Source organism: Kineosporia sp. NBRC 101731 (genome assembly GCF_030269305.1).
Taxonomy (GTDB): Bacteria; Actinomycetota; Actinomycetes; order Actinomycetales; family Kineosporiaceae; genus Kineosporia.
In genome coordinates, this window is sequence record NZ_BSTC01000003.1 from 492,474 (window position 1) to 516,252 (window position 23,779).

Annotated in this window: 22 protein-coding genes, 1 pseudogene and 1 riboswitch; of the genes and pseudogenes, 11 read left to right on the plus strand and 12 right to left on the minus strand. The window is 69.0% G+C overall.

Translation table 11 applies throughout. From position 1 onward, the window contains the following. Positions 1 to 3 precede the first annotated feature (3 nt). From QSK05_RS12145 to mmsA, 8 genes are all read right to left on the minus strand, one after another. Positions 4 to 2,820: an aminotransferase class III-fold pyridoxal phosphate-dependent enzyme gene (locus QSK05_RS12145; protein WP_285597184.1), complete on the minus strand. Its 2,817-nt coding sequence runs from the start codon at positions 2,818 to 2,820 to the stop codon at positions 4 to 6. 98 nt (positions 2,821 to 2,918) lie between these two features. Next, positions 2,919 to 3,119: a hypothetical protein gene (locus QSK05_RS12150; protein ID WP_285597186.1), complete on the minus strand. Its 201-nt coding sequence runs from the start codon at positions 3,117 to 3,119 to the stop codon at positions 2,919 to 2,921. A gap of 19 nt (positions 3,120 to 3,138) precedes the next feature. Then, positions 3,139 to 3,321 (minus strand): hypothetical protein, encoded by a 183-nt coding sequence (locus QSK05_RS12155; RefSeq protein ID WP_285597188.1) that lies wholly within the window; start codon positions 3,319 to 3,321, stop codon positions 3,139 to 3,141. A gap of 65 nt (positions 3,322 to 3,386) precedes the next feature. Beyond that, entirely contained in the window at positions 3,387 to 4,436 is a 1,050-nt protein-coding gene (locus QSK05_RS12160) for an aldo/keto reductase (protein ID WP_285597191.1), read from the minus strand. A 272-nt stretch (positions 4,437 to 4,708) separates the two neighbouring features. Beyond that, positions 4,709 to 5,323 (minus strand): phosphatase PAP2 family protein, encoded by a 615-nt coding sequence (locus QSK05_RS12165; RefSeq protein WP_285597193.1) that lies wholly within the window; start codon positions 5,321 to 5,323, stop codon positions 4,709 to 4,711. Positions 5,324 to 5,414: 91 nt separating this feature from the next. Continuing rightward, positions 5,415 to 6,521, minus strand: coding sequence for a substrate-binding domain-containing protein (locus QSK05_RS12170; RefSeq protein WP_285597195.1), 1,107 nt, complete (start codon positions 6,519 to 6,521; stop codon positions 5,415 to 5,417). Between the two features lie 24 nt (positions 6,522 to 6,545). Further along, on the minus strand, positions 6,546 to 7,835 hold the full coding sequence (gene mmsB / locus QSK05_RS12175) for a multiple monosaccharide ABC transporter permease (protein WP_285597197.1): 1,290 nt from the start codon (positions 7,833 to 7,835) through the stop codon (positions 6,546 to 6,548). After that, positions 7,832 to 9,439 (minus strand): multiple monosaccharide ABC transporter ATP-binding protein, encoded by a 1,608-nt coding sequence (gene mmsA, locus QSK05_RS12180; protein WP_502879752.1) that lies wholly within the window; start codon positions 9,437 to 9,439, stop codon positions 7,832 to 7,834. Before mmsA ends, mmsB begins: the two co-directional genes overlap by 4 nt. 147 nt (positions 9,440 to 9,586) lie before the next feature. On the opposite strand from mmsA, the gene QSK05_RS12185 reads away from it, so the two are divergent. The 9 genes from QSK05_RS12185 (at position 9,587) to QSK05_RS12225 (ending at position 18,327) form a co-directional block, all read left to right on the plus strand. After that, on the plus strand, positions 9,587 to 10,822 hold the full coding sequence (locus tag QSK05_RS12185) for an ROK family transcriptional regulator (RefSeq protein ID WP_285597202.1): 1,236 nt from the start codon (positions 9,587 to 9,589) through the stop codon (positions 10,820 to 10,822). 77 nt (positions 10,823 to 10,899) lie between these two features. After that, positions 10,900 to 10,997, plus strand: a riboswitch (TPP riboswitch). Next, on the plus strand, positions 10,990 to 11,808 hold the full coding sequence (gene thiM, locus QSK05_RS12190; protein ID WP_285597205.1) for a hydroxyethylthiazole kinase: 819 nt from the start codon (positions 10,990 to 10,992) through the stop codon (positions 11,806 to 11,808). Its footprint overlaps the riboswitch before it by 8 nt. Then, positions 11,805 to 12,455 carry a thiamine phosphate synthase gene (gene thiE, locus QSK05_RS12195; protein WP_285597208.1) on the plus strand — a complete coding sequence of 217 codons (651 nt, stop codon included), beginning with the start codon at positions 11,805 to 11,807 and terminating at the stop codon, positions 12,453 to 12,455. The genes thiM and thiE overlap by 4 nt, the downstream gene beginning before the upstream one ends. Continuing rightward, entirely contained in the window at positions 12,452 to 13,924 is a 1,473-nt protein-coding gene (gene thiD, locus QSK05_RS12200) for a bifunctional hydroxymethylpyrimidine kinase/phosphomethylpyrimidine kinase (RefSeq protein WP_285597210.1), read from the plus strand. Before thiE ends, thiD begins: the two co-directional genes overlap by 4 nt. A gap of 164 nt (positions 13,925 to 14,088) precedes the next feature. Beyond that, the gene (locus QSK05_RS12205) at positions 14,089 to 14,853 is read left to right on the plus strand and encodes a DUF3152 domain-containing protein (protein ID WP_285597212.1); all 765 of its coding nucleotides are present in this window, start codon (positions 14,089 to 14,091) and stop codon (positions 14,851 to 14,853) included. 114 nt (positions 14,854 to 14,967) lie between these two features. Then, on the plus strand, positions 14,968 to 15,156 hold the full coding sequence (locus QSK05_RS12210; protein WP_285597214.1) for a hypothetical protein: 189 nt from the start codon (positions 14,968 to 14,970) through the stop codon (positions 15,154 to 15,156). Between the two features lie 9 nt (positions 15,157 to 15,165). After that, positions 15,166 to 15,933, plus strand: coding sequence for a hypothetical protein (locus tag QSK05_RS12215; protein WP_285597216.1), 768 nt, complete (start codon positions 15,166 to 15,168; stop codon positions 15,931 to 15,933). Position 15,934: 1 nt separating this feature from the next. After that, positions 15,935 to 17,197, plus strand: coding sequence for an aminotransferase class III-fold pyridoxal phosphate-dependent enzyme (locus tag QSK05_RS12220; protein WP_285597219.1), 1,263 nt, complete (start codon positions 15,935 to 15,937; stop codon positions 17,195 to 17,197). Then, positions 17,194 to 18,327, plus strand: coding sequence for an MFS transporter (locus QSK05_RS12225; protein WP_285597221.1), 1,134 nt, complete (start codon positions 17,194 to 17,196; stop codon positions 18,325 to 18,327). The genes QSK05_RS12220 and QSK05_RS12225 overlap by 4 nt, the downstream gene beginning before the upstream one ends. A gap of 63 nt (positions 18,328 to 18,390) precedes the next feature. Here QSK05_RS12225 and QSK05_RS12230 read toward each other — a convergent pair whose 3' ends face one another. Then, positions 18,391 to 19,446: a hypothetical protein gene (locus tag QSK05_RS12230; RefSeq protein WP_285597226.1), complete on the minus strand. Its 1,056-nt coding sequence runs from the start codon at positions 19,444 to 19,446 to the stop codon at positions 18,391 to 18,393. Positions 19,447 to 19,779: 333 nt separating this feature from the next. Here QSK05_RS12230 and fxlM point away from each other — a divergent pair, with 333 nt between their 5' ends. Further along, positions 19,780 to 21,003 (plus strand): methyltransferase, FxLD system, encoded by a 1,224-nt coding sequence (gene fxlM / locus QSK05_RS12235; RefSeq protein WP_285597228.1) that lies wholly within the window; start codon positions 19,780 to 19,782, stop codon positions 21,001 to 21,003. Between the two features lie 31 nt (positions 21,004 to 21,034). Here fxlM and QSK05_RS12240 read toward each other — a convergent pair whose 3' ends face one another. Together QSK05_RS12240 and QSK05_RS12245 are read right to left on the minus strand one after the other, a co-directional pair. Further along, positions 21,035 to 21,529 (minus strand): GNAT family N-acetyltransferase, encoded by a 495-nt coding sequence (locus QSK05_RS12240; RefSeq protein ID WP_285597229.1) that lies wholly within the window; start codon positions 21,527 to 21,529, stop codon positions 21,035 to 21,037. A 1-nt stretch (position 21,530) separates the two neighbouring features. Beyond that, positions 21,531 to 21,914: an ArsR/SmtB family transcription factor gene (locus QSK05_RS12245; protein WP_285597231.1), complete on the minus strand. Its 384-nt coding sequence runs from the start codon at positions 21,912 to 21,914 to the stop codon at positions 21,531 to 21,533. Between the two features lie 91 nt (positions 21,915 to 22,005). On the opposite strand from QSK05_RS12245, the gene arsM reads away from it, so the two are divergent. Continuing rightward, positions 22,006 to 22,806, plus strand: coding sequence for an arsenite methyltransferase (gene arsM, locus QSK05_RS12250; protein ID WP_352301050.1), 801 nt, complete (start codon positions 22,006 to 22,008; stop codon positions 22,804 to 22,806). On the opposite strand, the pseudogene QSK05_RS36325 reads toward arsM, so the two are convergent. Then, positions 22,766 to 23,753 (minus strand): annotated as a pseudogene (locus tag QSK05_RS36325) (ABC transporter ATP-binding protein). The gene arsM and the pseudogene QSK05_RS36325 overlap by 41 nt on opposite strands. Positions 23,754 to 23,779 lie beyond the last annotated feature (26 nt).

Sequence of the window (23,779 nt, forward strand, 5' to 3'; positions counted from 1 at the left end):
CGCTCACCAGCCGGTGCGGAGAACCCTTTCCAGAGCATCGACGAAGTAGCCGGCGGACTGCTCACCCAGACACAGCGGAGGCTTGATCTTCAGCACGTTCTGGTGATCGCCCGTCGGCTGCATGAACACGCCCAGCTCGAGGAGCCGGTCGCAGATGGCGGCCGTCTCCTCGGTGGCGGGTTCCAGGGTCTCCCGGTCGCGGACGAACTCCAGCCCGAGGTACAGGCCGTGCCCGTGCACGGCGCCGACGATCGGGTAGGTGTCACCGAGCTCCCGCAGCTGCCGGGCCAGTTGGCCGCCGACGTCCAGGGCGTTGCGCTGTAGCTGCTCGCTCTGGATGATGTCCAGCACCGTCGTGCCGATGACACTCGAGACCGGGGACCCGCCGGTGGACGAGAAGAAGTACCCTCCCGTGCGGTAGCGGTCGGCGATGGCCCGGGTGGTGATGACCGCGCCGATCGGATGCCCGCTGCCGGCCGACTTGGCCACGGCCACGATGTCCGGCACGACACCCTGCTGCTCGAAACCCCAGAACCAGTGCCCCAGACGTCCGTACCCGACCTGGACCTCGTCGGCGATGGCCAGCCCACCGGCCTCCCGCACGGCCTGGTACACGGCTTTCAGGTAGCCGTCGGGCAGGGCGATGCCGCCGGCGTTGCCGAAGTAGCTCTCGGCCATGAAACCGGCTGCCCGGTCGCCTACTTCTTGAATCTTCGCGACTGCCTCGTCCGCGTACCGCCAGGCCTCCTCACCACGGTAGAGGCCGCGGTAGCTGTTCGCCGCCTCCACGGTGTGCACCCAGGACGGTCGGGTGGCCAGGGCATTGGGGTTGTCGGCGACGGACGTGGACACGGCGTCGCTGGCGTAGGTCCAGCCGTGGTAGGCCTCGCGCATGGCGACGATGTCGGTGCGCCCGGTCGCGGCCATCGCCAGGCGGATCGCGAGATCGGCGGCCTCGGAGCCGGAGTTGACGAAGAACACGGTGTCGAGCTCGTCGGGCAGCGTGGCGGCGATGCGCTCGGCGAACGTCGCGACGGCCTCGTAGTTGAAGCGGGAGTTGGTGTTCAGCAGCCGCATCTGGCGATGGGCCGCCTCCACCAGCCGAGGATGGGCATGTCCGGCCGAGGTGACGTTGTTGACCATGTCCAGGTAGACCCGGCCGTCGGTGTCGATCAGGTGCTCCCGCCAGCCCCGCTCGACCTGCGGCGGCTGCGCGTAGTAGTGCTCCTGCACCCCGGCGACATGACGTTCCCTACGCTGCAGCAGATCCGAGCCGATGGAGGACGTCGTTGTCACCAGCCCGAGTGCCGCTGCGGGATCGATCGTGATGGCTTCCCAGCCCTTGCGGTACCCGGCTTCGACGAGGAACGGAGCTGGTGCCTTCCCCGGGGAAAACACGTGAACCTGAACGCGGGTGCGAGCGGGAATCACCCCGTCCTCGAGCGGCTCGAGATGAAGTGCTTCAACAGGGGCGGGCTCGCCCACGAGCGTGGGTTCGCGGAGCCAGAGGGTGATGCCGGTGGTCACCGTGGCGGGGGGCGTTGAGCTGTACGTCGGTGATCCGGCCAGGACGGTGGCGCCGAAGGGCACGACGACCGCGTCAGCGCCCTCGTCCAAAAGCCGTGATGCTTCTCGGTCCAGGACGGTCGGGTCCTGCCAGCCGCCCTCGTCGAACAGCGGCGAGACGGTCGAGGTGTCCAGCACCTCGACCCGCCCGGAAAGGTCCACGACCGCGTCCCCCTGCCACACCGGCCGTTCCGGGGCGGGCAGGCCCAGCTCGTGCCGGATCACGCCCGCCATCACCTCGGCCGGTACCGATGCGGCCAGATCCAGGATGCGCCGCTCGGACTCCAGACCCTCTTCGGCGTAGGCATTGTCGGCGTCCAGCCGGACCTGCTGGCGGCCGCTGAGCACGAGCACGGCGCCGCGCAGCACGACCAGGGGCCAGAGGGCGTCCGCCTCGGCCGGGCTGAGGGGGCGCAGGGCGTGGAAGGCCCGGACCGCGGGCAGGACCGACAGCGGGGTGGCCCCGTCGTGGTGCAGCACGCAGGAGATGGTGACGGCCAGCTCGGCGACCCGCCACGACCGCATCACGTCACCGAAGTCGATGATCGCGTCGGGCAGGGCCACGGGAGCGTGCGGAGCCATGACGTTGTCGTCGGTCAGGTCGAAGTGGCCCAGTTGCAAGGGCAGTTCGTCCTCGACCGCAGCCAGCAACCGCCCGGCCGTCGATGCGGCGGCGAGCACGTCGTCCCGCACCTGCAGATCCGGCTCGGACGCGGCCAGAAGATCGATCACCCGCCGGGCATGCCGCAGGTCCCACTGCAGGACCCGGTCGGCGGCTGGGTCGTCCAGGTCTTTCAGCGCCACGCTGACCCGCCCGGCGAGCTCACCGAGCCGGGCGACGGCAGCGGGGGAGAGATACCGCGGCCCGCCGAGTGTGGTCCCCTCCACGTACTCGAGAACCCGAGCGCGCAGACGTCCACCAGGGGTCGCCCAACCCGCGTCCATCGGCCCGTTCGCCCCGACGGCCACCGCAGCCACCCGCAGATCCGGGTTGGCCTCGGCGACCAGCCGCGCCGCCGTGGTCTGCAGATCGATCTCGGCGTCGGAGAACGCCGGATTACTGAGCTTGAGCACACCCAGCGTGCGGGCGGTGCCGGGCTCCCGCAGAAGAAAATTCTGGTCCTGCTGACTCCCCAGCGGCAGCAGCTCCGCGGTCATGCCGAAGGTGCTGGCCAGCAGATCCTTTGCCTGCGCCACCGGCAGCGTGGGCACAGGCAGTTCCGGCTGCGTGAAGAAGTCGAAAAGGGTGCTCATGCCGGACGCCTCCTGAAGATACGGGTCTCCGAGAGGGTACGGGGCCAGGGGCAATCCATGTCTGCCCGGGTGCCCGCCGACCGCGCGGCAGCCCTCTCTCAGTCGTTGACGTCGGCTCGCACCTGGGTTGTTCCGAGGCGACCGGCGGCCAGATCCTGGGTGAGGATGGTGTAGGCGAATCGGTAGGACTCGGCGGGATCGCTGTTCGAGGACAGGAGCACCCGGCACTCGCCACGCAGGCGTTCGAAGATCTCCTCCTTCTGCTCGTGTGTCTGTCCTTCCCCGAGCTCCTCCGCCATCTCCCACTCGGGCGGCAGTTCATGATTCGGATAGCCGCCCAGAGCGAAGTCTCCCCAGACGGGAGTTCGCCAGGGCGACCTCGTCCAGATCTTCGTGCAGACCCTCCGCGTGGTACTCCCTCAGGGCATCGAGGAACGACGTGTGCACGGCCGGGCCCGGTCGGGTGAGGGCCGGCTCGTGACCGGGCATTGCGTTCAGCACGAGAACACCTTGGGGGGTGGTGTTCCTGCTCCGGCCGGTCGGACCGGAGCAGGAACGTTCAGGACCTACAGGAAGGGCTTGAGCAGGCTCAGGTCGGCTGCCGACAGCCGGTCGCTCGCGGTCGCGGCCTGGTGCCAGTACGGGTAGCGCAGTGGAGTCTGGCTCACGGTGTCGAGGCGCGTGCGTTCCTCGTCGGTGAGGACGAGGTCGGCGGCGGCCAGGTTGTCGGTCAGCTGGGTCTCGGTGCGGGCGCCGATGACCAGGGAGGTCACGCCGGGGCGGCCGAGCAGCCAGGCCAGGGCCACCTGGGCGGCCGAGACGCCGTGCGTCTCGCCGGTTTCGACCAGGGCATCGACGATGTCGTAGAGCTTGGTCTCGTCGTGGACCGGGGGTTCGTTCCAGTCGCCGAGGTGGCGTGAGCCCTCGGGGGCCGTGACGTCGCGGCGGTACTTGCCCGACAGCAGACCGCCGGCGAGCGGGCTCCAGACCAGGATGCCGAGGTCCTGGTCGAGGGTGAGGGGGATGAGCTCGTCCTCGGCGTCGCGGGCCTGCAGCGTGTAGTGGATCTGCTGGGACACGTAGCGCTGGTAGCCCCGGGAGTCCGCGGTGGCCAGAGCCTTCATCAGCTGCCAGCCGCTGTAGTTCGAGGCGCCGACGTAGCGGATCTTGCCCGCGCTGATCAGGCTGTCGAGAGCTTCCAGGGTCTCCTCGAGCGGGGTCTGGCCGTCCCACTCGTGGATCTGGAACAGGTCGATGTAGTCGGTGCGCAGGCGCTTCAGGCTGCGCTCGACCGAACGGACGAGGTGGTGGCGCGAGGCCCCGCCGTCGTTGGGACCGGGCCCCACGACCATCCGGGCCTTGGTGGCCAGCAGCACGTCGTCGCGACGCCCCTGCAGCACCTCCCCGGTGATCTCCTCGCTGACCCCGTCGCTGTACACATCGGCGGTGTCGATCAGGTTCACACCCGCGTCCAGGGCCAGATCGATCTGGCGCCGGGCCGTTTCGACGTCGGTGTTGCCGACCGCGGAGAAGCCTCCCTTCCCGCCGAAGGTCATCGTGCCCATCGTCAATGTCGAGACGCGTAGCCCCGACCGTCCAAGTCGTCGGTACTCCATGGATGACGACGCTACCTCGTCCTCATCCCCGCGCGTTCTGGGCTGCGGCCGCGACGAACGCGGTGACCGCTTCGCAGGCGATGTCCAGCAGATCGTTTCCAGGGCGTCCGCTGACGGATGTGCTCGTGTTGGTGCTCAACCCGGAGGCGGAGCTGGGAGACGTCCGTACTTACGCCTTCGCCATCGGATACCCCCTGTGAGCCCTCCATCAGTGGGGAAGATCCGTGCGCTGAGTCCGCACGGATCTTCCCCACTGATGGAGGCGGCCGTCGTCAGCCGGTGAGCTCTCCGAACAGCCCCGCCGCCACCGCAGCCCCGAGCAGGAGCCCGGCTGCGACCTGGGCGGGGGTGTGGGCCCGGAGCCGGATGCGTGACCAGGCCACCGCGGTGGCGCCGACGACAGTGATCGCCGTGGTGGGCGTGCCCAGTTCGATCCCCAGACAGACGGTGCTGCCCGCGGCGACGGCCGCGTGCACCGAGATCTTCCAGAGCGTGGTGACGGCCAGGGTGGTGACCAGGCCCGCGGTCATGGCGATCACGAGGGCGCTCAGGGGTGTCGGGGCACCGGCGAGGGCCAGCACGGTGAGGCCCAGGATGATGGACGCGACGGCGGCGGTCAGGGGGATCAGCCGCTGTTCGCGGATGCGCACGTGGCGGTCGGTCCACCAGCCCCGGCGGATGCCGACGAGGATCAGGGCGTAGGGCAGGCCCGGCGCGAAGAACAGGGTGAGCAGGCTCCAGCCCAGCCCGGCGACCAGGCCCGATTCCGAGCAGGCGACCACGAGCACGGTGAGGGTCACCAACTGGGCGGGCGCCAGGATGTCGGTGATCTGCCGGGCTGCGCGGTCGGTGGGGGATCGGACTTCGTGCTCGGCCTCGACAACCACGGGCAAAACGTTACTCGCCGGAACGATGAACAGGGCACCGGAGCCGGACCCATTCCTGGGGACCCGCGATCGCGGGTCCCCAGGCGGACGACTACTTCGTGAGAGGTTCCAGCGTGGGGTCGTTGGCGTAGGCCTCGGCCGCGTTCTCCTTGGTCACGATGACCGGGGGGAGCAGGTACGAGGGGACGACCTTCTCGCCGTTGTCGTAGGAGTCGGTGTCGTTGACGGTCGGCTCCTGGCCGGCCTGCAGCGACTTGACCATGGTGAGGGTCTCGGCCACCAGCTTGCGGGTGTCCTTGTTGATGGTCGAGTACTGCTCCCCGGCCATGATCGACTTCACCGACTCGACCTCGGAGTCCTGACCGGTCACGACCGGGATCGGCTTACCGGCGCCCTTGACCGAGGTGATGATTGCGCGGGCCAGGGTGTCGTTGGGCGACAGCACGCCGTCGACCTTCTTGTCCCCGCTGTAGGCCGAGGTCAGCAGCGAGTCCATGCGGGACTGGGCGTTCTCGGCCTTCCAGCCCTGGGTCGCGGTCTGCTTGATGTCGGTCTGCTTCGACCCGACGACGACGTCACCCTTGTCGATCGCCGGCTGCAGCACGCTCATCGCGCCGTCGAAGAAGACCTTCGAGTTGTTGTCGTCCGGCGAGCCGGAGAACAGCTCGATCGTCCAGGGACCGTTGGGCTTCTTCTCCTTCATGCCGTCGAGCAGCGCCTGACCCTGCAACTCGCCGACCTTGAAATTGTCGAAGGCGATGTAGTAGTCGACGTCCTTGGTGTTGGTGATCAGCCGGTCGTAGGCGACCACCACGGCGCCGGACTCCTTGGCCTGGGCCACCTGGGTGGACAGCTGAGCCGCGTCGGTCGCGCCGATCACGATGACCTTGGCACCCTTGGTGACCATCGCGGTGATCTGGGCCTGCTGGTCGGCCACCGTCGTGGACGCGCCGGCGTACTGCACGTCGGCCTGGAAACCCGCGTCTTTCAGGCCCTGGGTGAACAGGTCGCCGGCCAGGACCCAGTTCTCCGACGTCTTGGCCGGCAGGGCCACGCCGATCAGCGAGTTCTGCGCGAAACCCTTCTCCGGTGCGGCGGAGTCGCTGCCGGTTTCGCCGTCGCGCTCGGAGCCGCAGGCGGTCAGGGCCAGTAGCGCCGCGGCGCCGACCAGGAGACCCTTGGTGAGTACGGTACGCATGCTGGGATCACCCTCCATTGGGAATCAGCTTGCTGTAGTTGCTTTGACGTCCTGCTGTGGGCCCTCGGGCAGTGCGGCGGGAGCAGGTCTGAAGGGGCGTGACAAGGTTCCTATGATCGAGAACCGCCCCTGGTTCTTGTTGTAGACGTCGAGAGCGACGGCGGCGAGCAGGAACAGGCCCTTGATGATCTGGACCATGTCGGAGCCGGTGCCGATGAGCTGCAGGCCGTTGCTCAGCACGGCCATCACCAGGCCACCGACGATCGAGCCGCTGATGGTGCCGAGGCCACCGGACACGGCGGCACCACCGATGAACACCGCGGCGATGGCGTCCAGTTCCCAGCTCAGCCCGTCTTGCGGGCCGGAGGCGGCGGAGCGGGCCACGAAGATCATGCCGGCCAGTGCGGCCAGGATCGACATGTTCATCATGACCAGGAAGTTGACCCGCTTGAGCTTGACGCCGGACAGTTCCGCGGCCCGCGAGTTACCTCCGACGGCGTAGATGTAGCGGCCTCCCGCGGTGTTCCGCGTGTAGAACGAGTACGCGACGGCCAGGACCGCCAGGATGATGCCGGAGACGGGGAAGCTGGTACCCACCCGGCCCCCGGCGAAGCGCAGGGTGACGAAGACGATCAGGAGCAGCATCACGGCGATGCGCACGATCGAGATCCACAGCGGGGCGGGTTCGGCACCTTCCATCTGCCGGCGGACCTGACGGGCCCGCACTTCGCGCCACACCACGACGAGGCAGATGAACAGGCCCAGGAGCAGGGTCGGGTTGTTGTACCCGGTGTCCGGGCCCATCTCGGGAAGGTAGCCCGCGCCGATGTTACGGAACCCCTCCGGCACCGGCACGGTGTCGGCGTTGCCGATGTACTGGTTGCCGCCGCGGAACAGCAGCATCCCGGCGAGCGTGACGATGAACGCGGGCACCCCGATGTACGCGACCCAGAAGCCCTGCCAGGCGCCGATCAGGGCACCGACACCCAGGCCGAGCAGAACGCCCAGGGGCCAGGGCACGTCGTGCTCGGTGACCGCCTTGGCCACCACGATGCCGGTGAACGCCGCGACCGAGCCGACGGACAGGTCGATGTGGCCGGCGACGATGACCATCAGCATGCCGATGGACAGGATCGAGATGTAGGCGTACTGCTGGGTGAGCGCGATCAGGTTGCCCGAGGTCAGGGTCAGGCCGTCGGTGCGGATCTGGAAGAACAGCACGATCGCGGCCAGGGTGAAGATCATCCCGAACTGCCGGGCGTTCGACGTGTTGCCGCCGAAGAGGTTGCGCTGCAATTCCTTCAGATAGCTCATGGGGTGGGCATCCTCCTCGTCGAGGTCATCTTCTTCATCAGGATCTCGGGATCGGCGTCGGCACGGGCGATCTCACCGGTCACCGTGCCCTCCGACACGGTGTAGATGCGGTCGCACAGGCCGATCAGCTCGGGCAGCTCGGAGGAGATCACGATGACGCCCTTGCCCTGGTCGGCGAGCGCCTGGATGATCCCGTAGATCTCGTACTTGGCGCCGACATCGATGCCCCGGGTGGGCTCGTCGAGGATCAGCAGGTCGGGGTCGGTGAACATCCACTTGGCCAGCACGACCTTCTGCTGGTTGCCGCCGGAGAGCTTGACCACGCCCTCGTCGACGCTGGGGGCCTTGATCCGCAGACTCTTCCGGTACTCCTCGGCCTCGTGGTACTGGCTGGAGCGGTCGAGCACGCCCCGGCGGGTGATCTTGCGCAGTTTGGCCGACACCACCGACGTCTTGATGTCGTCGAGCAGGTTCAGGCCGATGGCCTTGCGGTCTTCGCTGACGTAGGCCAGGCCGTGTTTGATCGCGTCGGCGACGGACTTCAGCTCGACCGGCCTGCCGTCCTTGATGATCTGACCGCTGAGGAAGATCCCGTACGAGCGGCCGAACAGGCTCATCGCCAGCTCAGTGCGCCCGGCGCCCATCAGACCTGCGAAACCGACAATCTCGCCGTGCCTTACGGTGAAGTTGGAGCCCTTGCAGACGAGTCGCTCGGTGGAGACGGGGTGGCGCACGGTCCAGTCCCGGACCTCGAAGAACACCTCGCCGATGTGCGGGGTGTGATCGGGGAAGCGGCTGTTCAGCTCGCGTCCGACCATGCCGCGCACGATGCGGTCCTCGTTCGCGCCGTCGGTGGCCACGTCGATGGTCTCGATCGTGCGGCCGTCGCGCAGGATCGTGATCGAGTCGGCGATCGCCTCGATCTCGTTCAGCTTGTGCGAGATCATGATCGAGGTGATCCCGCGCTGTTTGAAGCCTTTCAGCAGGTCGAGCAGGTGCCGGGAGTCGTTCTCGTTCAGGGCGGCCGTCGGCTCGTCGAGGATCAGCAGCTTCACGTCCTTGGCGAACGCCTTCGCGATCTCGACGAGCTGCTGCTTGCCCACACCGATGTCCTTGACCAGGGTGTCGGGGTCGTCTTTCAGGCCGACCATCGACATCAGCTCCAAGGCTCTGCGGTTGGCCGCTGTCCAGTCGATCCGGCCCAGGCGGCGGGGTTCGTTCCCGAGGAAGATGTTCTCGGTGATCGACATGCCCGGCACCAGGGCGAGTTCCTGGTGGATGATCACGATTCCCGCGCGCTCACTGCTGCGGATGTCCGAGAACCGGGTCTGCGATCCCTGGTAGACGATGGCCCCGGTGTAGGTGCCGTAGGGGTAGACCCCGCTGAGAACCTTCATCAGCGTTGACTTCCCGGCGCCGTTCTCGCCGCAGATGGCGTGGATCTCGCCGGGCCGGACCACCAGGTTCACATCCGCGAGGGCTTTGACTCCCGGGAAGTCCTTGGTGATCGAGCGCATCTCCAGAAGTGGAGCCGCATCCATGTCTCCTCCAAGGCCGCGGCCATGGTGGCCGTTTCGGCTCAGCGGGTGATCGTCCGTGATCATCCGTCGCCGGTGACCGCTTGACGACCGTTCCCCGCCCAACACTCACCGACTGCTGCCGAACACTAAATTCAATTGATTTACTAAGTCAACGGCGTCTGGACCCATGTCGGCGAACGTGAGACGAACGGTAACGGGAGACGTGGTCGCGTGCGGCAGACAGGAACCAATCTCTCCAAAGTCGCTCAGTACAACCGGGCCGTGGTGCTGGATCAGATCCGGTTCGCGGACGGCATCAGCCGGGTGGAGATCGCCCAGCTCACAGGCCTGACACCGCAGACGGTTTCGGGAATCGTGCGCCGGTTCATCGCGGAGGGCGTCGTCCGGGAGGACGGGTCAGGGCGCTCCAGCGGTGGCAAGCCGCGAACGCGGCTGCTGGTCAATGCTTCGGCCGGCCGGGCGGTCGGTGTGCACTTCGACCCGGCCGAGTTGTCGTGTGTCGTGGTGGACCTTCTGGGTACTCCGCTGGGGAGCCTGCGGCGCCCGACCCCTCCGGACGCCGACCCGGCCCTGATCGCGGCGGCGGTGGCCGAATTGGTGGACGAAGTGCTGGTGGCCGCGGGTGTCACGCGCGAGGAGGTTCTCGGGCTGGGCATCGTCACACCAGGGCCGATCGACCACGGTCGCGGCCTGCTGATGGCCCCGCCGCAGCTGGCCGGCTGGACCCGGGTACCGTTGGGACGTCTGGTCGCCGAGGCGACCGGCCTGCCGGTGACCCTCGAGAACGACGCGACCGCGGCCGCGATCGGTGAACGCTGGGCCGGGGCCGGTCGGGGCGTCGCGAATTTCGCCTACGTCTTTCTCGGCACCGGTGTCGGCGGCGGGCTCGTGCTGGGGCATCAGGTGTATCGCGGCGGCTCGATGAACGCCGCCGAGTTCGGGCACACCTCGGTCCGTCCCGACGGGCCCCTCTGCTACTGCGGGAACACCGGATGCCTGGAGACGCTGGTCAGCCCGGCGGCGGTGGTGGCCGACGTGCGGCGGCGCCTGGCGGCGGGTGGGGGAGCGGACTCGGTGTTGTCGTGCGGCGGCGATCCGCAGGCTCTCACTCACGATGCGGTGTACCGGGCTGCGGCCGGCGGTGACCGGTTCGCCGCCAAGATCGCCGACGAGGCGGCCGAGCACGTCGCCACCGTGGTGGTGAACGTGGTGAACATCGTCGACGTCGAACTCGTGGTGCTGGGTGGCTTGGGTATCCGGCACGTCGAGGACCGGTTCCGGCGCACGGTGGAACGAGCTCTGCGCACGCGTCCGCTGGCCCGGCAGATCCGCACCGCCCGGGTCGAGCTGTCACCGCTGGTCCAGGACGGCGCCGCGATCGGTGGGGCCGCGCTGGTGCTCTACGCCACCTACTCACCGCAGGTGTCGGCGCTGCTCTCGTTGTGACCTCGCGGTGATCTCGCGGGGATCAGTGGCTGATCGCCTGCGGCCTTGCGCGAAATGGCCGGAAGTGGGAACGTCCTCGCAGAGACACGGGGTGCCCCTACCAAGGGGGGCTGAGATGAGACCCGTCGAACCTGATCTAGTTTGCACTAGCGAAGGGATGTCTTCGGATGACGGATTTTGCCGTACCCGAGAACACCGTTGTGACGGCCACGGCCGAGCTCCTGACCCGGGTCAGGCGGCAGACGCCGCTGGTCCAGTGCATCACCAATGACGTGGTGGTGAATTTCACCGCGAACGTGCTGCTGGCCCTCGGCGCGGCTCCGGCCATGGTCGATATTCCCGAGGAGTCGGGCCTTTTCGCTCAGGCGGCCGGTGGTGTGCTGATCAATCTCGGCACCCCGCACGCCGAGCGGCGGGCGGCGATGGAGGTGGCGGCCGCGTCGGCGCAACAGGCGGGTACCCCCTGGGTGCTCGACCCGGTTGCCATCGGCTCCTTGCCGGTGCGCACCGAATTGGCCCACCGGCTCTACGATGTGGGCCCTACGATCGTGCGCGGCAACGCCTCCGAGATTCTCGCGCTGGCCGGTTCCGGTGCGGGTGGGCGCGGGGTCGATGCCACGTCCACGGTCGATGACGCGGCCCGGGCGGCCGGTGACATTGCCCGGAAGACAGGCGGAGTCGTCGCGGTATCCGGTCCCGTCGACCTGATCACCGATGGCCGCCGCAGCGTGCGTCTGGCCAACGGGCACGAATGGCTGACACGGGTCACCGGGGGTGGTTGCGCGCTGGGGGCGGTGATGGCGGCCTTCGCCGCGGTCGATCCCGACGCCTTCGCCGCGACCACGGCCGCGGTACTCGCCTACACGGTGGCGGCCGAGCAGGCCGCCGCGGTGGCCGGTGGGCCAGGCTCTTTCGCTGTCGCGTTCCTCGATGCGCTGTCCTCGGTCACGGGTGACGACGTCGAGCGTCTGGCGCGCGTGTCATGACCGCACCCGACCTCAGTCTCTATCTGGTCACCGACGCCGCATGTGCCCGGAGGGCCGGGATCTCCCTGCCCGATCTGGTCGTGGCGGCCGCCTCCGGGGGCGTCACCACCGTTCAGGTGCGGGAGAAGGACCAGCCCGCGGGGATTTTCCTGCGTACCGTGCTGGAGATCGGGCAGGTGCTGCCGGAAGGCGTGACCCTGCTGGTCAACGACCGCGTCGACGTGTACCTCGCGGCCCGCGACCTCGGCGCTCCGGTCGCCGGGGTGCACCTGGGGCAGAAGGATCTGCCCGCGGCCAGTGCCCGGGACCTGATCGGGCCGGACGCCGTGCTGGGTGTCAGTGCCTCCCATCCGGACCAGTTGACGGCTGCCGCAGCCAGTTCCGCACGCGTGGACTATGTCGGTATCGGGGTGCTGAGGGCCACGGCGACCAAGTCCGACGCCCCGGAGCCCCTGGGGGTCGACGGGATGCGGGAGCGAGCGAAACTGTCTGCCCTGCCGGCGGTCGCGATCGGTGGCATCCAGATCGCCGACGCCGCCGCGCTGAGTGGCAGCGACCTGGCGGGAGTGGCTGTGGTCAGCGGGATCTGCGCCGCGAGCGACCCGGCCGCGGCTGCCGCCTCCTACCGGGCCGCGTGGGCGGCATGAGCGGCCCCGTGACCAGCGGGCCGGAAACGCTGACGGTGACCCCGCGCGTCCTCTCGATCGCCGGTACCGACCCGACCGGAGGGGCCGGCATCCAGGCCGACCTCAAGAGCATCGCGGCCAACGGCGGCTACGGGATGGCCGTCGTGACCGCGCTCGTCGCCCAGAACACCCGCGGCGTACGCTCGGTGCACACCCCGCCGACCGGATTCCTGCGTGAGCAGCTGAATTCCGTCAGCGACGACGTCGAGACCGACGCCGTGAAGATCGGCATGCTCGGCGCCCCGGAGATCATCGCCGAGGTCGCCGGCTGGCTGCGGCGTGTGCGGCCGCCGATCGTGGTGCTCGACCCGGTGATGGTGGCCACGAGCGGCGACCGGCTGCTGACGCCCGAGGCCGAGCAGGCGCTGCGCGACCTGCTGCCACTGGCCGGGCTGGTGACCCCGAACGTGCCCGAACTGGCCGTGCTGGCCGATGCCGGGCCGGCGCGGGACTGGGACGAGGTGGTGCGGCAGGCCCTGGAGGTCTCCGGTCGCTGGGGCGTGCGGGTCCTGGCGAAGGGCGGTCATCTGGCCGGGGACGAGGTCAGCGACGCATTGGTGGATGCGGGCGCGACCGACCCGGTGCTCCGCCTGGATGCCCCGCGCGTCCACACGTCGTCCACCCACGGCACCGGTTGTTCCCTGTCGTCGGCCGTCGCGACCTGGCAGGTGGCGACGGGAGACTGGTTCACGAGTATCGACCGGTCCAAGCGCTGGCTGACCGAGAGTCTTCGCCACGGTGAGCAACTGAACGTCGGGCAGGGGCACGGGCCGGTCAGTCATTTCGCCGGGTTGTGGCAGCGCGCAGGATTGAGCACCAGTGCCGGTGACGAATGGTGGCAGCGTGTCGACGGACTGCGTCGGGCCACCGATACCGACCCGTTCCTGACCGGCCTGGCCGACGGCTCCCTGGCGGGAGCGGCCTTCCGTTACTACCTCGCCCAGGACGCTTACTACCTCGAGGGATACGCGGGCGTGCTGAGCCGGCTCGGGCAGCTGGCGGACGATCCCGTCGAGCGGGCGTTCTGGGTGGCCGCGGCCACCGCCTGCGTGACCACGGAGTCGAACCTGCACCGTACCTGGCTGGGCGCGAGCGAACGCCCCGCGCCCGGGCCGGCGACCCACGCCTACCTCGGCCACCTGCGTCAGGCCGTCGAGACGGGCTACGGGCAGGGCGTGGCCGCGGTGCTGCCCTGCTACTGGATGTATGCCGACATCGGTCACCGGCTGGCGTCTCGCGCCGCGGGGAACCCCTACGCCGAATGGATCGAGACCTACGCCGATCCGCTGTTCCAGTACGCCACCCGGCAGGCCCGGGAGATCGCCGACCGGGTGGCCGGGGCCGTGTCCCCACCGCAGCGGGAACAGATGTGGCGGGCCTTCGAGAGGTCGGCCCAGCTGGAGCGGGAGTTCTTCGCCGCCGCGGTGTGAGCGCCGATCGCTGAGCGCGTTATCGTCTGGGGCAACCTTTTCGGCGCCACCCAACGTCCAAGGGGGGCAGGTGTCGGCGGGACCTCCAGGAGGAACACGAAGTGCGATCGGGTCATGACTCCGAGATGGCCGGAGCCCACCGGGGACCACGTCGATTCCTGGGCGTGGTCCTCCTCGCCGTGGTGACCCTGCTGCTGTCGGGATGTCTTACCGGGGTCACCATCACCTACGTTCCCGCCGGCCACCGGTCGGTCACGGCGCTGCCCACACCCAGCCCCACGCCCTCGGCGGTGGCCACCTCGACGAGGTCGAAGGCCGTTCCCATCACGTATCCCCGCGCCGGGAAGCGGACCTGGACGGTGGCGCCGGGGCACAGCCGGGTGGCGGGCAGCAGCGGCCGGCTGTTCCGCTACCGGGTGGCTGTGGAGAGGGACATCTCCGGGGTCACCGCTGATCAGTTCGCCCGCACCGTGGTGAAGACGCTGGGTGGTGCCCGGGGCTGGACCGCCACGGGCGATGTCCGCCTGCAACGGGTGGCGGCCGGCCGTCCCGCCGACTTCACCATCTACCTGGCGACGCCCAAGACCCGCGACCAGTTGTGCGGTGACGAGGCGGTCGGCCACGTCGACGAGTACACGTCCTGCCGGAACGGTGCCAACGTCGTGGTGAACGTGGCGCGATGGGTGCACGGCGTGCCCCGGTACGGTGCCTCACTGGGCATCTACCGGGAGTACGTGATCAACCACGAGACCGGGCACGCCCTCGGTCACAGCCACGAACTGTGCCCCGGCGCCGGGAAGAAGGCCCCGGTGATGCAGCAGCAGACCCTGGGCCTGCACGGCTGCACGGCCAACGGGTGGCCCGTGGTCAAGGGGAGGCTCCTGACCGGTGCCCTCGGCCAGTACGACGACCCGGTTCCCTCGCCCTGATATTTCGCCTGCGTAAAGCGGCGTAAAGATTGCCTGCGGTGCTGGCCACCGGCCCGGCGCATGCGCCACTCTGACCCAAGTTGGACGCTTGACCAATTTGAGTGAGGGAATGGTGTGAGCAACGTCGTGAACGTTGGGGAAAGCGTCGACCGGGCTGGGAAGATCCTGCCGCGCCCCTCATCGGCACCTAGCCTGACCTGGGGACGTCAGCACCGGCTCAACGCCCTCGGGGCCCGGCTGGCACCCCGGCGCATCGTTGTGGCGATCGCCGCCCGCACCGCCACCGGCCCCCAGAACGTCTGAGAGGCAACGATGCTCACCGACATCGATCCGCGCGTCACCGCACGGGTGAACCTCGAGGCCGTGCTCGGCGCCCTGCCGCTGCTGGCCTCCCTGGTGCCCGAGGCCGAGAAGCTCCTGCTGCCGCTCGCGAAACCGGTCACGCTCCGGCTGGTGGTGCGCGGCGGGCCCAGGGGCTCGTACACGTTCGACCGTAACGGCATCCGGCCCGGCACCGGTGGCGCGACCGCCGGCCTGGTGTTCACCTCCTGCGACCACTTCAACCGGGTCATCGCCGGTACCGCCCAGCCGGTCCCGTTCGGCGGGCCCACCGGTCTGCGCTTCCTGACCGGCGTCTTCACCCCGATTAGCCAGATCCTCGGCCGCTATCTGGAACCCACCGCCGACGACCTGCCCGACCCGGTGTTCCGGGCCGCCAGTGTGCGCCTGACCCTGCGGGTCGCGCTGGCGGCCGTCGCGGTCATCGGTAATGAGGACCGCAGCGGACGCGTGAGTGCCGGGCAGATGCGCGACGGGCGGGTCGATCTCGAGGTCGGTGACGACCTGCGTCATCAGGTGTGGGTACAGGACCATCGGCTCACCTTCGTGGAGAACCCCACCGAACCACCGCAGGCCGCTCTGCGGTTCAGTGATTTGGATCTTGCGGGTGGGGTGTTCTCCGGCACGACGTCCGCGATCGCGGCCGTGAGCGACGGGCGCATGTCGATGCGCGGCGTGATCTCGATGATCGACAATCTCAACCGCATTCTCGACCGCACCGGTCAGTACCTGGGGAAGTGACATGCGCACCTACACGTACGAGGCCAGCCGCAAGGCCTTCGAGCGGGCCCTTCAGGTCATCCCCTCCGGCGTCTACGGCCATCTGGGCCCGGTGAACGGCTGTTTCATCCCGCAGTCGGCCTTCCCGCTGTTCTCCGCCCGCGCGGAGGGTACCCGGTTCTGGGACGTGGACGGCAACGAGTACATCGACTACATGTGCGGTTACGGCCCCAATGTGCTGGGCTACGGCGACCCGGACGTGAAGGCGGCCGCCGACCGGCAGGCCCTTCTCGAAGACGTCGTGAGCCTGCCCTCGTCTGTCATGGTGGACTTCGCCGAACTGCTCGTGGACACGGTGGCCTGCGCCGACTGGGCGTTCTTCGCCAAGAACGGCGGCGACGCGACCACTCTCGCGGTGATGACGGCCCGGGCCGCCACTCTGCGCAAGAAGATCGTCTTCATCAAGGGGTATTACCACGGCAGCGCCGCCTGGACCCAGAAGCTCGACTACCCGGGCGTCCTCGAGGAAGACGTCGTCCACAATCTGTATGTTCCCTTCAACGATCTCGCCGCGCTGGAGGAGGTGCTGGCCGAGAACGAGGGCTCGGTGGCCGGGCTGATCGCCCAGCCCTACATGCACGGCAACTTCGCCGACAACGTGCTGCCCGCGCCGGGCTACTGGCATGCCGTGCGGGCGCTGTGCGACCGGTACGGCATCGTGCTGATCGTCGACGACGTTCGGGCCGGGTTCCGGCTGGACATGGCTGGTTCCGACCACTTCTACGGTTTCCGGGCCGACCTCATCTGCTTCTGCAAGGCCCTGGCCAACGGGTACAACGTCTCCGCGCTCTGCGGGAGGGACTCGCTGAAAGACGTGGTCGGCAGCCTGAGTTACACGGGCAGCTACTGGATGAGCGCGGTGCCCTTCGCGGCCGGTATCGCGACGATCACCAAGCTGCGGGAGATCGACGCGCCGTCGCTGTTCGCCCGGCTGGGTACCGAACTCACCACCGGCCTGGTGTCGGCGGCCTCCGAGCACGGCTTCGACCTGGTGGCCAGTGGCGAACCGGCCCTGTTCTACCTGCGTCTGGCCGACGACGACTCCCTGATGCTGCACCAGGAGTGGGTGGCCGAGTGTGTGCGGCGCGGCGTCTTCATCAGCTCGCACCACAACCACTTCATCAATGCCGCACTGACCTCCGACGACATCGCCCACACCCTCGAAGTGGCGCACGAGGCGTTCGGCGTGGTGCGGGACAGACACCCCGAGGCCGGTCTGCGATGAGAGCGGTATGGGTCGCCGGGGGATACGCCGCGCAGGGGCTGGGGTACGCCACCCTGGTCACCGCGCTGCCGATGTTCAAGGAACGGCAGCACATCGGCGACGGGTACGTGTCGGTGGTGCTGCTGCTGATCTGCGTGGCCGCGGCCGGAGGGTCGATGGTGGCCGATCGGGTCGCCGCCCGCTGGGGGAGTAGATATGCCCTGGCCGGAGGCCTGCTGACAGTTGCCGCAGGACTCGCGCTGAGCACTGTCTGGACGCCGATGCCGGTGTTCACCGTCGCGCTCGTCGGGTACGGCGTGGGGCTCGGCGCGGTCGATGCGAGCCTGAGCATGCAGGGTGTTCTGGTGCAGGCCCGGCTCGGGCGCAGCGTGATGAACCGGCTTTTCGCGGCGTACACGGCGGCGGCCATCCTGGCGGCGCTGCTGATGTCGGGTTTCGTGGCCTCCGGCGCGGGCGCGGCGGTCATGGTGGGTGTCGCCGCAGCCTTCGCCCTGATCGTGGCCATCGTCGGCCGAACGACGTTCGAGCCCGGGCGCACGCTACCGGCCGCGCATCACAGCACCGGCGGCAACCGCAATGTCGTCCTGGTCTGCGGTCTGCTGGTCTTCACCGCCTTCCTGGCCGACTCGGCCGTGAGCACGTGGAGCTCGGTCTATCTGCACGACAGCCTTCTCGCCTCGTCCGCAGCCGCTCCGCTGGGCTACGTGGCCTACCAGTTTGCCGTTCTCGTCTCCCGCCTGGCCGGTGACCACCTGGTGCCGAGGCTGGGCCAGGCCCGGTCGGCAGCCGGCTGCATCACCGTCTGCGCACTGGGCTGCGGCCTGGTGGTGGCGGTGCCGTCGGTCGCGATGGCCGTCGTCGGCTTCGCCCTCACCGGCATCGGGGTGGGCATTCTCGTCCCCCTCGCCTTTACCGCAGCCGGCGAGGCCAGCCCTGGCCACAGTGACGAGGTGATCGCCCGGGTGAACCTGTTCAACTACGGCGGAGCTCTGCTGGGAGCCGTTGCCCTGGGCGCCCTCTCGGCCCCGATCGGACTGCAACTGGCCTTCCTCGTCCCCACTCTGGCACTGGTGCTGACCCTGCCGGTGGTGCGCAGACTGGCACAGCTGCGGGCCCCGCTCCCGTCGTGATCAGGCCAAGCCACCCCGATCCGGCCGTCATGGGTGAGCCGCGCTGACGGTGCGGAACCGGTGTCAGTTCACCGGCCGGATCGCGACCGCGACGGCGTCGGCCGGGGACTCGAAGAGCTTCGCGGCCAGCTCCGAGCCGGCTCGCTGGGCGCCCTCGATGTCGCCGGACATGGCCAACTGCTGGGCCAGGCCGCCCAGACCGTCGATGTCCGGTGGTCCTGAGGGGTGGGGGCGCACCACGACCTCGAACTCCAGTACGGGAGCGCTGTCCAGGTAGGCGCTCACGGCGGCCGGGCACCACAGGTCAAGGGTGCCGGTGCCGTCGTGAACGCTCAGACGACGGCCCTCGGAGGTGCCGGCGCTCAGGCCGATCTGGGCGTGGATGACGCCGTGGCTGCGGACCCCGCGGGCGGCGGTGGCCATCAGCGTGGCGATCGTGCTGTCGGCTCCGACGGCCTGACGGTCCTGACGGTCCTGACGGTCCTGATCGGTCAGGCCGCTGGGGAGGCGCCAGTGCCGGGGCCAGTCGCGGATCGGGCCGGGGATGGTGCGGCGACGTCCGTGCACCGGTAGCGGGAGGGTACCGGTGAGCCGGATCCGGGCGATCTCCTCCCAGCGGTTCTCCGGGTCGAACTCGCACCAGTCGTCGCCGTCCGACAGCCGTTCCCGGCTGAACTCGCCCAGCTCGATCATGGTGGTCAACTGGTCGAGGTACGACGTCAGGTCCGGATGGGTCAGCTCGAAGTCGTCCGGCCCGTTGAAGATCGCACCGCCGGGGTGATGGCCGTCGCTCAGCTCGACGAAGGTGTAGCAATGGCTCTGGTAGGCAAGGGGAAACAGCAGGGTCGGGATCGTCCGCTGCTCCTTCTCGAACTCGCGCCGGCAGTGCAGGGCGAAGTCCGGGCTCGTCAGCCGCGGAAACGGGCACAGTGGTTGCAGGGATCCGGGATCGACCCGCTGCCAGAACCTGAGCACGTCGTCCGGCAGACGCAGGGGAGAGATCGCGGCGGTGATCTCGTCGAGCACGCCTGGCGTGTCCGGGCGTGGATCGGACAGCGGTCGCAGCCCGTTCTCCGCCAGCACGGTCGCCAGCCGGTCGATCACCTGATCCATGAGCATCCGAACCTCCGCCGGAGCCATCGGAAGCGTTCGGACCGCTCTGAATGACGCCATCGACGGTCGCACTCGCACGGAGGAGTGGCACCGGCCGTTAAGGACGTTTCGTCAACGAACGGGCGAGTGGTCCTGACCTGATGCGGTAGATGATGCGGTGGACGATGCGGTGGACGATGCGGTGGACAGGGCGGCTGCACCGAGATCTGGAGAACCTCCCGGTAGCTCCATCTGGTCTCGCTAGGCTCCCCGACCTGGGCGTGTGACCTGCCCACCACCCTGCGGGTGGTGATGCGTCCTTCGTGTGTCGTTCCTTCACAGACGTTCTCGGGAGTTTGCATGTCTGCCTCGACCTCAGCATCGCCCATCCGTCCCGCCGATGAACGCCGCGAGGAGATGGTCGCTGTGCTGCGGGAGAAGGGCGCCGCGCGTTCGCCTGAGGTCATCGAGGCTCTGCGCGCGGTGCCCCGGCATCTGGTCGGGGGTGTTGACGCCGAGAGGATGTACGACCCGTTCCGGGCCGTGGTCACGAAGCGGGACGCCAAGGGAATCAGCCTGAGTTCGGTGTCCGCCCCCCACATGCAGGCGTACCAGCTGGAGCAGGCCCAGGTGCGTGCGGGGCAACGAGTTCTGGAGATCGGTTCGGGCGGGGTGAACGCGGCCTACCTGGCCGAGCTGGTCGGACCGGACGGCCTGGTGGTGACGATCGACATCGACGAGGACGTGACCTCTCGCGCCCGCCGGTTCCTGGCCGACAACGGCTACGGCCGGGTGCAGGTGATCACCGGCGACGCCGCGTTCGGCGTGGCGCAGTTCGCCCCGTTCGACCTGATCCTGGCCACCGTCGAGATCACGGACATCCCGCAGACGTGGTGGAACCAGCTGAGCGGGACCGGCCGGATCGTGGCCCCGATCCGGTGGCGTGGCCAGCGCCGGACCGCCACCCTCGTCCGGCAGAGCGTGGACGTCATGGTTGCTGTCGATATCGCGCAGGCCGGGTTCGTGGCGATGCAGGGTGCCGGTGAGCACCGGGAGCGCTCGGCGGTTCTGCACAATGCCCCTGGTCAGCGAGTGGCATTGCGCCTGGACGACGGCATGACCGTCGATGTCGAGGCCCTGGGCCGGTCTCTCAAGGGGGAGAGGACCACGCGCTGGACCGGGGTGACCCATCAGGGGCAACGGTCGTACGAGCTGCTGGACATGTGGTTGGTCACCGTGCTCGACGTGGCCGTGCTGACCGGTGACGCCGGGGCGCACGCAGCGGGGCTCATTCCCCCGCCCTCACCCATCGGTATCGGCTGGCCCGCCCTCATCGAGGGTTCGAGCATGGCCTACCGCACGCAGCGTCCGACCGGCACGGAGAACGGGTGGGAGATCGGGATCGTCGGCCAGGGGCCGGCCGGTGAGGAACTGGCCGAACGCTACGCCGCCGCGATCGCGGCGTGGGACCCGCAGGCCCGCCCGCGCCTGACCGTCACCCGCCAGAGGCCACCGGCCCCGACGAACCTCATCCATCGCAGCGTGCGCCGGCCCACCAGCACGTTCACGATCTCCTGGTCGTGACCACGCCGGACGTCGCCGAGCGGAATGCGCCCTACACGATGTGAGGGCTTCTGCGTTCGATCAGGACGACGTCCCGCCAGACGCCATGGTGCCGTCCGATCCGCTCACGGATGCCGATGTCGCGAAAACCGAGCCGATGGTGAAGCTTCAGGCTGCCGAGGTTTTCCGGGAAGATCCCGGACTGGATCGTCCAGATACCCGCGGCCTCGGTCGAGGCGATCAGCGCCTCGAGGAGCGCGGTGGCGACTCCCCGGCCTCGTGCTGCGGGAGCCACGTAGACCGAGTGCTCGATGACGCCGCCGTAGACGCAGCGGTCGGAAACGCGGCCGGCAGCCACCCATCCGATCACCTGGCCGTCGGTCAGGGCCACGAAGCGATGCTCCGGCAGCTTCGCGCTGTCGAAGGCCGGCCAGGAGGGGGCGACCGTTTCGAACGTGGCGTTCCCCTCGTCGATCCCGGCCTGGTAGATCGCCAGTACCGGCGCGGCGTGCTCGGGCGTCAGGGGCGCGATCAGGAGGGCGACCATGTCAGCGGGTGAAATCGAGGGCCTGGGCGATCTGTTGCATGCGCTCGGGAACGAGCGTGTAGTACGCCCATACGCCCCGCTTCTCGCGGGTCAGGAGGCCGGCGTCGACGAGGATCTTCAAGTGGTGCGAGACCGTCGGCTGCGACAGGCCGACCGGTCCGGTCAGGTCGCAGACACACGCCTCGCCGCCCGCGTGCGCCGCGACCAGGGACAGTAGTCGCAGCCGGGTCGGCTCGGCCAGCGCCTTCAGCAGACCGGCGAGCCTTTCGGCCTCCTCGGCGGTGCGGATCGGCCCGGTTGCGACGCTCGAGCAGCACGTGGCACCACCCGTGCCCGAGGGTGCGTCGCTACCGCGGGTGTCCAGGTTCAGTCGCGCGCTCGCCATGCCTCCAGTCTGCCGAAGGCATTGACGAATGTCGATGGCTGGGCAAGCATGGGACATCGACAAGCATCAATGTCTCTGGGAGGTCGCGATCATGATCGACACCACACCTACGGATGAAGCGAGCCGGGTCCGTGAGGAGGTCCGGGTTCGCTACGCGGCGGCCGCTATCGCCGTGAGCGGCGGGGATACGGCTTCGGCGTCGTGCTGTGGTCCGGACGCAGCCGCCGGCTCGCCGGCTCTGGACGGCTCGTTCGGTGCCGGCCTGTACACCGCGGACGAGGTCGAGGGCCTGCCGGCCGAGGCCCTGGCCGCCTCCCTCGGCTGCGGTAACCCGATGGTGGTGGCGTCGCTCGCACCGGGCGACCGGGTGCTGGACCTCGGCTCGGGCGGCGGCATCGACGTGTTGCTGTCGGCCCGGCGGGTCGGGCCCACGGGACGGGCGTTCGGGCTGGACATGACCGAGGAGATGCTGGCCCTGGCCCGGTCCAACGCGGACAGGGCCGGGGCGACGAACGTCGAGTTCCTCAAGGGGCAGATCGAGTCGGTCCCGCTCCCGGCCGCGTCGATCGACGTGGTGATCAGCAACTGCGTGGTGAACCTGTCCACCGACAAGCCGGCGGTGCTGGCCGAGATGTTCCGGGTCCTTGTCCCCGGTGGCCGGATCGGGATCAGCGACGTGGTGGCCGAGGACGAGGTGAGCCCGGCCGAGCGGGCCGAGCGGGGCAGCTACGTCGGCTGCATCGCCGGGGCCTTGTCCCGGGCCGAGTACCTCGAGGGTCTGGCCGCGGCCGGATTCGTGGGCGCCGAGGTCGCGTTCACCCACGAAGCGGTCCCCGGGATGCACGGCGCGATCATCCGCGCCACCAAGCCCGCCGGCGCATCCTCCCGCTGAAACCCCCGGCCTGGAGCACTTCGCAGCCGACATCGACGGACGGGTCCGGGAACTGGCAATCGAGCTGGTCCAGGCTGGGTGGCTCGACGGTCAGGGCGCTCGGCGCACAGGCGGCCACCAGCGCCACGGAATCGCCGAGGGCCTGCGTGGGCGTGCGGAACGAGGTGCGGTAGGCGCCGGGTGTCTCCTGCACCTGCAGGTCTTCCAGATGGGCGACGTTTTCCAGCCCGGGAACGGGTTTCGCCGTGACCGCGGTCACCTGGGTGAGGGTGTGGACGCGCAGCTCGGCCAGGCTGCCCCGGGTCACCACCTGCCCGGCGCGCACGATACTCACGCGGTCGCACAGTGCCTCCACCTCAGCCAGGATGTGGCTGGACAGCAGCACCGTTCGGCCCTCCTGCTTGGCCTCGAGGATGCACTGCTGAAAGACCGCTTCCATCAGCGGGTTGAGCCCGGAGGTGGGTTCGTCGAGCAGGAGCGGATCGGCGTCGGTCGACAGGGCCGCGCACAACGCCACCTTCTGCCGGTTGCCCTTGGAGTACGTCCGGGTGCGTTTGGACGGATCGAGCAGGAACCGCTCGATCAGCTCGGTGCGCCGCTACGGGTTGGGCCTGCCCTGCGAACGCGCCAGGATGTCGATGCATTCACCGCCGGTCAGCCCGGGCCACAACGCCACGTCCCCCGGTACGTAGGCGACGTGCTCGTGGGCGGCCACCGGCCGGCTCCAGCAGTCCAGGCCGAACAACCGGGCCTGCCCGCCTGTCCAGCCGTAACTGCCCGAGCAGGGCCCGGATCGTGGTGGACTTGCCTGCTCCGTTGGGACCCAGGAAGCCGTGCACCTCTCCGCGGGCGACCGTGAGGTCGAGCCCGTCCAGGGCCTTCGTGGTGCCGAAACTCTTGCGCAGATCGGTGGCTTCGATAGCCGGGCCGGTGGTGTGAGACGTCATGTGAAAGCCGGACCCCCGTGGTCGTG